Source organism: Pseudoalteromonas sp. CNAT2-18.1 (genome assembly GCF_022347865.1).
In the GTDB taxonomy this organism is placed as follows: domain Bacteria; phylum Pseudomonadota; class Gammaproteobacteria; order Enterobacterales; family Alteromonadaceae; genus Pseudoalteromonas; species Pseudoalteromonas ruthenica.
This window is the reverse complement of record NZ_JAKRFR010000001.1, coordinates 437,353-449,659: the sequence shown is the minus strand read 5'-3', so window position 1 is coordinate 449,659 and position 12,307 is coordinate 437,353. Positions and strand designations below refer to the sequence as shown.

Genomic DNA, 12,307 nt, shown 5'->3' with positions numbered 1-12,307 from the left:
AAACAAAAAGTAATGAAGTGCTTTGCACATAAAAAACGCCTCACTGAGGCGGTTTTAAAAATTAATGTCTGCGGCTGATAATCTCGACTATTTCTAGGCTGTTCTCTAATAGCCGGAACACATCGCCGTGCATATCCACAATTACGTGGCCATGGCGGTCGCGCCTCAGAACCTTGCCGTGACGATATACGTCGTAATCAATATGTCGGCCTATACGCCAGTAGTCATCGTCGTATCTATGGCTGTAATGATCACAGTGATGATGGCGCTCATCGCGCTCTTTGTGTTTGTGCTTATGTTTTTTGCCGTGGTGCATTTTCTTCGCATGGCCTGGGGGCGTGAAGTGTTCAGGCTTAGCCATTGCCTCACTCATAGGAAGGGCACCGGCCAGTAACGTAGTTAAGTATAAAGCTGTCAGTCGCATAGCAACCTCCTTAATTGGTCTGTTGACCATTTCGCAATAACTTTACTGTAAATGTGCACCAATGAACCCAAGCTAAACGTATTGAGGGCAAAAATATTGCGGTTTTCTCATTTTTTAATCTAGTAACGCACTAAAAATAAATAGCTTTTAATAATTAGCCTATACTTTTGTATGAGCTATCGAAATAAATACACTCTAAAGTATCGGTACCTTAAATAGGTCATTGTTTTGGCTAAGGAAGGAGGCACTTTGCAGACACAGTCGCACACATCACTGCTTATTTTCGACTCGCAAGGAGTTTGCAGCGCTGCGCACCCCGCTCAGCTTGAGCGCTATGTAGGTCTGCATTTTGATGATTTTTCATTTTTTAACAAACAAGATGTGTGTGTGTTTACTACGTTTTGCAAGCAAGCCCCTTACATTACCCTGCAAGTTGAACTTGAACAACGTACTTTTATTGCTACAGCGCAATGGTGTCAGGGTAATCAGAGTAGTTTAGTGGTCTCATTAAGCGAACATTTTGAGGGTTACCGACAGCGCTCCAATGCTGAGCGTTTGGAGGCCTTAATAGAGGGCACTCAAGCCGGTACGTGGGAGTGGAATATGCAAACCGGTGAGGTTGTGTTAAATGAGCGTTGGGCCAATATTATTGGTTATACCTTGGATGAGCTTTCACCTATTTCAATTGATACCTGGCTGCTCTACGCCCATCCTGAGGACTTACACGCATCGGATGCTGCCTTTGACCGCCACTTCAGTGGTGAAGACCCTGTTTATCAATGTGATGTGCGCATGAAGCACAAGCAGGGTCATTGGGTTTGGGTTCGAGATTGCGGCAAAGTGGTGACCCGCACCGCAGATGACAAACCCGAGTGGATCTCTGGCACTCATATCGATATAACCCAACGCGTGCATGACTTGAAGCAGCTCACGCAAGTAAGAAACGAGCTTAAAACCATCATCGACAGTGTCCCTGCCGCTATTTACAAAGCCCCCTTTGATGAGCCTTGTTGTTTTAGTTTTATTTCTTCGCAGATAAGCCACATTACCGGCTATAACCGCATAAATTTCGTACAAAGCCCGCACTGGTGGCGCGAACATATTCATCCTGAGGATTTAGATGCACAGGACACACAAACCCGCCACTGGCGCAAAGAAGGGGCACAAGGGGTGTTTAAATCCGACTTTCGGTTTCGCCACAAAGACGGCCATTATATTTGGCTTACTGAGTACAGCCAACGCATGCAAACCACGGCGAATAATGGCCAAGATTACTTAGTGGGCTCGCTCACCGATAAAAGCGAAAATGTCAGCCTCTCGAATCGACTGGATGCGTTTGCACAAGTGCTTCCGGGAATGATTTATCAATTTGCGCTAACGGCTGAGCGCTCTTGGCACTTCCCTTACATAAGCGAGGGATGTACGCGCATCTTTGAAGTCGCACCCGAAGCAGTGCAACAGGACCCCGCCTCGTTGCTTACCAAAATCGCCCACGACGATCGTCAGCGGGTGGTACGTTCTATTTTAAATTCCGCGCAAAGCCTGGATGACTGGGAGTGCGAGTTTAAAGTGGAACTTGAAGACAATGAAGAGAAATGGTTATTCGCTCATGCTATTCCCAAGCGCCAGCTCGATGGCACAGTGTTATGGTCTGGCATGGTGATTGATATTACCGATCGTAAAAGCTTGGAGCTCACTTTACTGCGCGAATCAACAACCGACCCTCTCACCGGGCTGTATAATCGCCGTCATTTCAATGAACAATTGCAGCAGCAACTAGCTCGCGCAGAGCGAGATGGTACCCATGTATCGCTGATGATCATCGACTTTGATTTATTCAAACAGATTAATGACCAATATGGCCATCATGCCGGTGACATAGTGCTCAAAGAAGCCACCATGCAGATCAGCGCCATTTTACGTAAGTACGATATTTTTGCTCGCATTGGCGGTGAAGAATTCAGTGTTATTTTACCCAATACTTCCTTGGCACAAGCACGCCATGTGGCAGAAAAAGTACGCCGTCAGGTGGAGCATTGCCACATTCAAGCGCACGAACACAGCATTTCGGTAACCACCACAATAGGTGTTGCCTCTACTGAGCAAACCACCGCCCACCCCGGCGCACTTTTAAAACAAGCAGACAATTGTTTATACCAGGGCAAGCATCAGGGTCGTAATTGCGTAGTGAGCGACTAGGCGTTGGTCTACGTATCAGCACCATAGACAATACTTAAATCTTAATGCACCCTGTGCTTTTAATTGCAGTTATCAACGAATATGAGCCTACGCCAACCTTACTCTGTACTCGTAGTTATCTACACCCTCGAGGGCGAATTTCTGTTACTACAACGCGCTGATGACCCTGACTTTTGGCAATCGGTTACCGGCGGTATTGATGAGGGTGAGCTCCCCTGTGCTACTGCAGCTCGCGAAGTGTTCGAAGAAACCGGCATTGATATTAGCCAACAGCAACTCAGGCTGGTGGATGAACAGCGCTGCCACCGTTATGCTATCCGCGAGCAATGGCGCTATCGCTATCAACCGGGGGCAACGGTGAATACCGAGTATGTATTCTCATTGTGCTTGCCCAAGCGTTATCCAATCCAACTGGCCGCCGACGAGCACCTTAGTTACCTGTGGCTTGATGCCAATCAAGCCAGCGCCAAAGCCTGGTCTGACAGTAACGCGCAAGAAATCCGCACACTCGGCTCGAAGCTTGCACATAACAGCCGTTAAACACGAATATTTGTTCCGCCTTTATCTGCTGTGGTAATCTTTGCTTCCTAACATGGAAGTGTGAACGCTATGGATACTGCACAGATACTGATCAACCTCTTACTCTTCGTTTTTTTGCCGCTATGGGGCATTGCCGGCTTCATTGACTGGTGTTGTCACCGCGCAACCGATATCGAACACACCTCTGGGTTAAAAGAGTCGTTAATGCACTCGGTGATGGGCATCCAAGTGGGTATCCCTATCCTGATGTGTTTGCTATATCGCGTAAATGTCTTGGTGCTGCTGATATGCTTTGCCGCTTGGCTGCTGCATGAGGTGGTGGCCCATTGGGATGTCTCGTACGCGACGGGTAAGCGCCACATCAGCATATGGGAGATGCACGCACACAGTTACCTGGCGACCTTGCCGCTTTATATGTTGGCGCTCATCGCAGTAGTTAATTGGCCGGTGGTGGTCGATTTAGTCACCCTCAATTGGCAAGGCCAAATGCAGCTTACCCCGATGGAATACCCTCACGGTGGCTCTTGGTTCTTACCCGCTTACTTAACCTTTATGGCGGTGCTGTGTGTGTTCCCTTATTTAGAAGAAAATATTCGCTGCTTGCGCAGCAGTTTGAAAGGACTTTAACGTGAGCGTTTATATCACCAGCACGGGTTACCACTTGCCGGGCCCGGCCATTAATAATGAGCAAATTGAGCCGCTTCTGGGTTATGTGCACGGCAAAGCAAGCCGCCTAAAAAAGCGCATTTTACAATCCAATGGTATTAAAACACGCCATTACGCCATTGATAGCGATCACAACACCACTATTTCTAACGCCGAAATGGCCGCTAAAGCGGGTGCCGACTGCCTTGCGCAAAGCTATCTTGATAAACATCAGCTTGGCTTATTGTGCGCAGCCACCAGCCAAGGTGATTTGGTGCTGCCCGGGTTTGCCTCTATGGTGCAAGCCGAGCTGGCACTCAGTGATGTAGAAATCCACTCCAGTCACGGTATTTGCTCGAGCAGCTTAATGGCATTAAAGAATGCCTATTTACAGCTGTTGGCTGGCGAGCACGAATCGGCCATGGTGGTCGCCAGTGAACTCACCTCGCGGCTGTTCAAAGCCAGCCGTTATGAGGCGGCAGACGCGCAGCTAGATTTTAACGCCGAGTTTTTACGCTGGATGCTCTCCGATGGCGCGGGCGCCCTCATGCTCGAGCGCCAACCCCGTGGCACCTGCTTTAAAATAGAGTGGATCCGCAGTTTTTCGCACGCCGATGCCTACCCCGTATGTATGTCGGTGGGTACGGCGGATAAAAGCACTAAGCCATGGCAGGATTACCCCAGCTATCGCGATGCCGAGGCCGCAGGGGCTATTTTATTACGCCAAGATGTGCGCTTACTCGATAACATCGTCAAACTGGGCGTGGATGGCTTTTTACGGCTATTAGACCAAGGCCGTGTCCAGGTCGACGAGATAGACCATTTGCTGTGTCACTACTCATCCGACTATTTTCGCCAGCCCATCTTCAACATGCTTAAGCGCGCTGGCTGCCATATTCCCGAACATAAGTGGTACACCAACTTGTATGAACGCGGCAACACCGGCTGCGCCTCTATTTTTATTATGCTTGATGAATTTCGTCGCACTCAGCAGTATGACGTAGGCGATACCATTATCTGTATGGTGCCGGAAAGCGGCCGCTTTAATAACGCCTACATGAAATTAACCGTGGTACAGGAGTAAACATGGAACACTATGTATTAAGTGAGCACGGCCAACAGTGCCTGCAAGGGCTAATGCGCATTTGGTTCGACTTTGAGCGCCAACTTGGACGCGTCGACATTATTGCGCGCCTACAGCGTGGTCAGTTTACAGTGCACGACTACCAAAAATTACTCCTTAATCTGCGCCAGCAGGTGGTTGAGGGAGCCCGTTGGATCACCCGCACCGCTTCAAGCTTTGATAGAGACTATGCCGATGTGCGCGCCGTGGTCATTGGTCATGCCCAAGAAGAGCACCGCGACTACGAGGTGTTAGAGCAAGATTACCTTGCCACCGGCGGCCAACTTGACGATATTCTCAGCTCCCCTCGCAACGCCGGTAGCGAAGCCTTGCATGCGTTTTTAATGTATCGCGGCTCGCAGCCCAACCCGGTGGATATGATAGGCGCGATGTGGATCATTGAAGGCCTAGGCCACAAGATGGCCAGCGATTGGGCAAAGCAAATAGAGCAATGTGTCGCGTTAGAGGGTGAATACACTCGTTTTATGCGCTACCACGGCGAAAACGACGATGCCCACTTAGAAAAGCTTTATCAATTAATCGACCGGGTGTGTAAAAACGAGTCTCAAGTGCAAGCTATTTTACGCACCGCCAAGGTTGTCGCTCGCCTTTACGCCCTGCAATTGGAGGAAGTCGATGGCTAATAATAGCACCAATAAAAACGACTCAGCGCTGTTGCAAGCGCTGGCCGTTGATAATTCCATCCCCATTGAGCAAGCGGCTGTGGATTTATGGCTTAAAGACTTAAACAACCCGCTGCGCTGGTTAGTGCGCCCGCTTTTTCAAGGGTTCTTCGCTATTTTGCTGCATTTGGTGTGGTTATTTAAACGCTTACCGCTGCCCCAATTTAGTGCCCATGGACCACTACAAAAGTTGATTTGCTGGTTTTGTCGCCACTTTGTGAGTGTGGAGGCTAATTTGTTGATTTTGCGCCACTACGCCACCGAGTCCAACATTTTGAATTTTATTATCGCCAATAGTGATAAAGCCGATGTTGAGCCAGTGCCGCTATATCCAAAAACCATTGATGATATGCGCCATGCCAGCTTTGTTGAACATGATCAGTGCTTGTTTAAAGCCTTTGCTCAGCTCGGCTATTGGCAACCGCTATCAAAGCCTAAAACTGAGCTTAATTGGCACCATTGGCAAGCGGTTAATATGGATGATTTTCAGGTGGAAAAGCGTTGGAGCCAGTTTTTAGACTTTGAAAGTGCTCATGCACTGTTTATGTGCCTGTTTTGTTTGCTGCTCAAACGCGACGAATACCGCGACGCCATTAATGGCTTTAACCTGGACCAATCTATGGCTATTCGCATTGGCCAAATGATTGGCGAACCTAATCTCACCGAAATGGCTTACAACAAACACCCTCTGTATTTAGTTGGGCCGTGGAACCTCAGCCAACGCTTTTTAATGCATGGCTTTTTTACCGAGTATATGTACGCACGCTTGGAACAGCTGCGCGACTCATCTTGCTAAATATCAACAAGGATTTACATAATAAACATGAAACATTCGCTTCTTTGTAGTGCTATTGCACTGTCTCTTTTTGGCTGCGGTGGCAGCTCTTCTGATTCAGAAAGTGCCCCTTCACAACCACAAAACACGGCCCCATCGCTCAGTGGTGTTGCCAACAACACGGTTAAAGCTTTGCAAAGCTCCACGGTCACTCTAGAGATGAGCGACAAGGAAAGTGATGCGCTCACCTTTACCATTGAAGACAAACCACAATGGGTCACTGTGGACCTTACCGAAAATACCGCCGCGTTAACGTTGGCACCGGGTTTTTTTGATATTGGCAGTCACGAATTAGCACTGAACGTTTCCGACGGTGAGCTTAGCCAAGCCTACTCTTTAACCGTTGAAGTAGATGACAACCCCGAGCAATGGCGTGATGACATCAGTCTGAGTCGCGCTGAACTGCGTGGTGCTTGGTCAAATAGCGCTAATGATTTTAATATTGTATTTAATGGTTATGATGCCGGCGCGCTAATTATTGATGACACCATGAAGCAGTTTGACTATGAGTTAAACAATAGTGCGACCGCTGTGAATTTAGCTATTGACCCTGCTTTATGTGGCCCATATTGCGAGCGTGAGCAACAAACTGCAACGCTGCGTGCCGTCGCTGAGTCTGACTCGCAACTGCGTATCCATGTCGAGGGGCTAGAGCAAAACTACACTTTTAATATGGCCAAACGCTCGGCTCCTGCAATCGAAGATGCCTACTTTACAACAGCAATAGACCCTAGACTCACATTTTTAGGGCTGTTCACCGCTAACGCTGAAACTCGTTTAGAAGCGAAAGTTTCGTTACCTGATCGCTCTTTTTATTACGCTAGCCTAGTTGGAAAACTCGATGGTGAGCACTTCACTGTGAATGAAACCGAGATTAGTTTTTCTAAAGACTTTGAAAACGCCAGTGCGCCTCGTTGGGAAGAAGTGACGATAGGTCGCAACATCGATTACATCGAGCCACTTTACGTTGATGATAACTTTGTCGTGTATGATGCACTGCACAGTGGCGAAGTATTGTCTTCATTAAATGGCTACGAAGTAGATGACTTTATTGGCTTAGCCCCTTTATTAGCTGACTATGCTTCTTTAAGCGCCACCTATCGCCTGCACAAAGTAGCCCCCCCCTCTTTAGAATTCGGACAAAAATATGTTGGTCGATTAGCATCAGTTCACGATGATCTTGCCAGTGAAACACAATTTAAAGGAGTGGTTGAGGTCATCTTTGATTCTGCCAGCGAGCTGACCTTTCCTCTAACTATTCCACACACTGAAGGGTCGTTGGAGCTAAAGTTTCCTTACCAGATAAAAGCAGACCACATGCTTTTAGGTAATCCAAGCAATGAATATAAGGTAGGTTTCTTCCAACACAAAGATGACGATATTTTTGTGTCGCCAGATGTAAGCCATGTATATACAACAAAAAGACCTATGAGTCTGTTTATGAAGGCCGAAGAGCAGCCGCCGCTTTCAGTGCAAAGCTTTGCCGGTTTGTATGAGCACCTAGATTGGGTAAATGAAAATGACGATATCTATTACTCAGTTTTTCACGACAATGGCACATTGGGTTTCAATTTACGTGCAGATGGCCCTCTCGATGAAGTTGAATTAAGTGAGAAGACAACACACTTTTGGGGAGTTTACGATAACCGCGTCGTTTTTATAAAGTATGATAATTGTCCTCAAGCGACTGACTTTACTACATGTTTTGGCATCGTACAAAATGCCTTAAACAATAATGAATTAACTCTTATACAAAGTTTTGCACCTCTGGCAACAGAGGGTGAGAGTATCATTTTTAATTATTCATCATACTATGGTGGTTGGGCGAATAGTGAATCTGACTCAGTTTCCAATACCGCTGTAACCTCACTACGACAACTAAAAAAGCATTAGCGTTTTAACGCCGAGGCAAGCGCCTCGGCTCGCTTTCCGTTATTCAGGGTTGTTTATTTTGACGACCATTTTGCCAAAGTTACGCCCTGCCAAAACATCATTGAGGCCTTCAGGTGCATTTTCTAGCCCTTCAATTAGGTGTTCCTTATACTTAATTTTTCCCTCTTGCACCCATTTTTGCATGTCGGTGGCAAACTCTTCATAGCGATGAGCGTAATCATCAAAAATGATAAACCCTTTCATGGTCATACGTTTAGTAAGGATTTTCCCCATCAGCAATGATAAGCGATCAGGCCCTGGCGGTAATTCGGTGGCATTGTATTGCGACACAAGGCCACACACCGGAATACGCGCACCGGTATTTAATAACGGCAATACGGCGTCAAACACTTTGCCACCGACATTTTCGTAATACACATCAATACCGCTGTCGCAAACCTTGGCTAATTGCTCAGCAAAGTCATCGGCTTTGTGGTCGATGCAGGCATCAAAGCCGAGTTCATCTTTAACATAACTGCATTTTTGCGCGCCACCGGCGATACCAATAACCTTTGCCCCTTTTAGCTTGGCGATTTGCCCAACATTAGCACCTACCGCGCCACTGGCCGCAGCAACCACGACAGTCTCCCCCGCTTGTGGCTTGCCAATATCAAGTAGCCCCATGTAAGCGGTAAATCCTGGCATGCCCAAAACACCTAAAGCATAAGATGGGTTTTGTGGCTGGGAGCCTAGGTTAATAACGCCTTCACCATTGCTGATGGCGTAATCTTGCCAGCCATTCATTGATAGTACCCAGTCCCCTGCTTTAAATCCTTCAATATGAGATTCAACAACCTGGGAGACCGTACCACCGACCATCACCTCATCGATAGCCACAGGATCGGCATAAGACTCGGCGTCGCTCATGCGCCCGCGCATATAGGGATCAAGAGATAAATAAATCGTGCGCAGCAGCATTTCCCCTTGCTTCGCTTTCGGGGCGTCCACCTCTTGCAGGCGGAAGTTATCTGCTACGGGCTCACCTTCAGGGCGAGAGTTCAATACGATCTGGCGGTTTGATAATGACATAGTCACTCCTTTTTGAATAGCCGTTCAAATTTAAATTGGGACACGCCGATGAATTTCAATAGCTGAGCGTCGATTTATTTTGAAGATGCGAAGATATCAATACAGCATAAAATGTTATAATATAACACTTGAATTTTAAGGGAGGACCTATGAAAGATAAATTAGCTATTTTTTTCAGTGCTTTTTGCCTAGTCCATTGCATTGTATTGCCCGCAGGCTTTTTGCTATCGACATCTATTTTAGGGCAGTTTTTGTTCTCAGAGCGCATTCATCAAGGACTTTTCCTCGTTATTGCAGCCTTGGCGTTATGGGCTCTTCCTCAGGGGTTGCGTCAACATCATCAACCACTGCCGTTACTGCTCGCGTTGATTGGCTTGTCGCTGCTTGGCACCGCGTTATTTGTGCCAAGCTTAGAGGTGCTTTTCTCCGTTGTCGGCAGTTTATTGCTGATGGCTGCGCATCTACGCAATTTTTGGTTGTTAAAAAAAGCCAAGCCACTGTGTGTATAGTGCTTATCTGACAGTATGTACGAGGGGCTTAAACGCCCCCCGGCGATGAGTTAGAAGCGCGCTCGCAATCCAAGGGCTATGCTGCGACCTGGCAATGGAGCAATAAAGCGTAAGTAACTTTGGTGCGCACGGGCATCTTCATCAGTGATGTTATCGATATTGACAAATAATTCCCCGCTATCTCCTAACCAAGGTTGCACAACACTGGCATCAAAACCTAACAAGGCATAGCTTGATGAAGGCCTTTCATGCTTACCGACATTTTGTTGTTTATCATGATGTGTGTAATTTACAGTGAATCGCAAGCCATCATACTGCCAACCTAGCTTTAGGCCTGTTCTATTCGCTGGAGTTTTAGGTATGCTGTCTCCTTCCATAGTGCGCCGCCAATATTCAGCTTCTTGTGCTTTATCTGGGTTTAGGAAGTTATCTAGTTCAAAAGGATCGTAGCTGCCATCAAACTGATAGCGAGGCGTATTTTTTACACTGTCTGTGAAAGCAGATAGCGTTATTACGCCCCAGTCTGTAAAGGTATATGAATAATCTAAAGTAATTTCATAGCCTTGATTATCGGTATCAGCCTGACGCCACTCTTGAACATACACACCCCCTCTGTTTACGCCAGTATTTCCTAGATAAGTGAAGTCGGTGTATTCATTATCAAACCATGTCGCCGCCAATTGTAGGTCACCCAAGGTAACGCGCGTCCCCCATTCTAACGCTCGGTTTTGTTCGACATTTAAATGCGTATTGCCTTGCTCTTCAATTAATAAAGCCAAATGGGGGTTACTTGCGTAGAGCTCATTAATTGCAGGTGCACGCTGCGCATCAGTGTAGCTAGCACGTAGGGACCACATAGGCACGGGATGATAATTCATGCTTACACTGTAGTTTTGCAAGTGAAACTCACGTTCCTGCACGTTTGCTCCTTGGCCACGCCCGGGCACATAACTCCCTTCAAGATTCGGCTTATATTGAATATGGTCATACCTTGCGCCAAACTGAAGTTGCAATGCTTGCAAGTGCAGGTTTTGAAGTAAATACAGCGCCTCTCGTTTGCCCTCGATCTCAGGCAAATAGTTATCGCTCCCCTCGCCTCGATGTTCACTGCGCTCTATCTGTAACCCAATTGAGGCCGGTGCTTGGTCGTGCCATGTAAAGCCAATTCGTGGATTGAGTTGCAAAGCATCTACTTCGAACAGGTTAACGGAGGTGCCAGCTAACGTCTCGTCATCTCTTTGTTGAGAATAAAAGCCATTAATTTCAAGGTAGTCTAGGTAGCTTTGGGTATTGAAGTGTTGACTGTAGCGGCCATCAATACGATGAAAAGAAGAGTAAATGCGAATATCCGCTGCTTGACCTACTTTTGGGGCCGTTGCGGACCCTAGATGCATAAACCCAGGGATCCCTCGGTTAGCTTTGCCAAAGCTGTATGCAAACCCGAGCTCTTGATGCTCTGAAAATAGCTGGCTTCCGCCAATTGAGCCAGAGGTTTGATAGCTGCTAGAGTTGCTAACTTTCCCTTGATCATTGAGGCCATAGTGACTAATTATCTGCTCATCAATGGGGGTAATATCAACCCATTTTTCACCGTTAAACTGCCACTGCGGCGACGCTAATTTAACCTGACAGTGGTCGGCTAGGCGCACATCGATCACTAACTCTGACCAGCTTGCACACACCGGTGCCTTGGCGCTGTCTGGCACTTTGTAATCACCTCGTTGACGCACAAGAATATTGGCATTGAAGGCGAAGCCTTGTTGCTGCCCTTGAGTTTGCGCTAGCAATGAGCTGGCACTATTGTAGCCACTTTGCAATTCGACTTTTTCTTGCGCTTGCCAAGCACTTAGTTGTTTTGGAATACGGCTATCATCAACATCGACAACGCCTGCCATCGCCTCACCGCCAAAAGGGATCACCGCAGTGGCGCCTTTAATCACACGGATATTGTCGGCAAAGAAAGGCTCTATCGGCACGAGTTGATCCGCACTGATAGAAGACATATCACGCACAGCCATCGCATTGGTCGCTAAGACCACACGTTGAGCGCCGAACCCCCTGAGTTGTGGACGACTAGCAGAGGGGCCAAAGTGGCTTGCGCTCACACCTGGCAGCGTATCAAGGGTGTCGCCGAGTGTTGGTGCTTTTAACTCGTTTAATTGGGTACCATTGAGTTCAATATTTGCGCCAATCAATTCACTGCTTGCAGAAGGAAGTTGATGCTGCCCGCTGACTTCGATGTGCTCAATGGCACTATTTACATTGTGGCTGCTGGCTAACGCTAAGGAGATAAGAGAAAGTGAAAGATTCATGATTTACTATAAAAGTTATGATACAACATAACATTATCATCACAATGATAGTTCCTTTTCAAGGAAATTAGACAAA

Annotated in this window: 11 protein-coding genes; 8 read left to right on the top strand and 3 right to left on the bottom strand. The window is 47.2% G+C overall.

Features of this window, described 5'->3' with window-relative positions; translation table 11 throughout:
* Window positions 1-61: 61 nt before the first annotated feature.
* On the bottom strand, window positions 62-424 hold the full coding sequence (locus MHM94_RS01965; RefSeq protein WP_235418601.1) for a hypothetical protein: 363 nt from the start codon (window positions 422-424) through the stop codon (window positions 62-64).
* A gap of 249 nt (window positions 425-673) precedes the next feature.
* Between MHM94_RS01965 and MHM94_RS01960 the strand changes: the two genes are divergently transcribed.
* From MHM94_RS01960 to MHM94_RS01930, 7 genes are all read left to right on the top strand, one after another.
* Entirely contained in the window at window positions 674-2,623 is a 1,950-nt protein-coding gene (locus tag MHM94_RS01960) for a sensor domain-containing diguanylate cyclase (RefSeq protein ID WP_235418598.1), read from the top strand.
* An 81-nt stretch (window positions 2,624-2,704) separates the two neighbouring features.
* Entirely contained in the window at window positions 2,705-3,163 is a 459-nt protein-coding gene (gene nudB / locus MHM94_RS01955) for a dihydroneopterin triphosphate diphosphatase (RefSeq protein WP_235418596.1), read from the top strand.
* A gap of 69 nt (window positions 3,164-3,232) precedes the next feature.
* Window positions 3,233-3,790: a hypothetical protein gene (locus MHM94_RS01950; protein ID WP_022946431.1), complete on the top strand. Its 558-nt coding sequence runs from the start codon at window positions 3,233-3,235 to the stop codon at window positions 3,788-3,790.
* Between the two features lies 1 nt (window position 3,791).
* Complete coding sequence (locus MHM94_RS01945) at window positions 3,792-4,892, top strand: beta-ketoacyl-ACP synthase III (RefSeq protein WP_235418593.1); 1,101 nt, start codon at window positions 3,792-3,794, stop codon at window positions 4,890-4,892.
* Between the two features lie 2 nt (window positions 4,893-4,894).
* Complete coding sequence (locus MHM94_RS01940) at window positions 4,895-5,575, top strand: iron-containing redox enzyme family protein (RefSeq protein ID WP_235418592.1); 681 nt, start codon at window positions 4,895-4,897, stop codon at window positions 5,573-5,575.
* Window positions 5,568-6,410: a hypothetical protein gene (locus MHM94_RS01935; protein WP_235418589.1), complete on the top strand. Its 843-nt coding sequence runs from the start codon at window positions 5,568-5,570 to the stop codon at window positions 6,408-6,410. Before MHM94_RS01940 ends, MHM94_RS01935 begins: the two co-directional genes overlap by 8 nt.
* A 27-nt stretch (window positions 6,411-6,437) precedes the next feature.
* On the top strand, window positions 6,438-8,342 hold the full coding sequence (locus MHM94_RS01930; protein ID WP_235418588.1) for a hypothetical protein: 1,905 nt from the start codon (window positions 6,438-6,440) through the stop codon (window positions 8,340-8,342).
* Between the two features lie 39 nt (window positions 8,343-8,381).
* Here MHM94_RS01930 and MHM94_RS01925 read toward each other — a convergent pair whose 3' ends face one another.
* Window positions 8,382-9,410: an NADP-dependent oxidoreductase gene (locus MHM94_RS01925; RefSeq protein ID WP_022946429.1), complete on the bottom strand. Its 1,029-nt coding sequence runs from the start codon at window positions 9,408-9,410 to the stop codon at window positions 8,382-8,384.
* Window positions 9,411-9,559: 149 nt separating this feature from the next.
* Between MHM94_RS01925 and MHM94_RS01920 the strand changes: the two genes are divergently transcribed.
* Window positions 9,560-9,919, top strand: coding sequence for a MerC domain-containing protein (locus tag MHM94_RS01920; RefSeq protein ID WP_235418586.1), 360 nt, complete (start codon window positions 9,560-9,562; stop codon window positions 9,917-9,919).
* Between the two features lie 50 nt (window positions 9,920-9,969).
* Here the strand turns inward: MHM94_RS01920 and MHM94_RS01915 are convergent, their stop codons facing one another.
* Window positions 9,970-12,231, bottom strand: coding sequence for a TonB-dependent receptor (locus MHM94_RS01915; RefSeq protein WP_235418583.1), 2,262 nt, complete (start codon window positions 12,229-12,231; stop codon window positions 9,970-9,972).
* Between the last annotated feature and the right edge of the window lie 76 nt (window positions 12,232-12,307).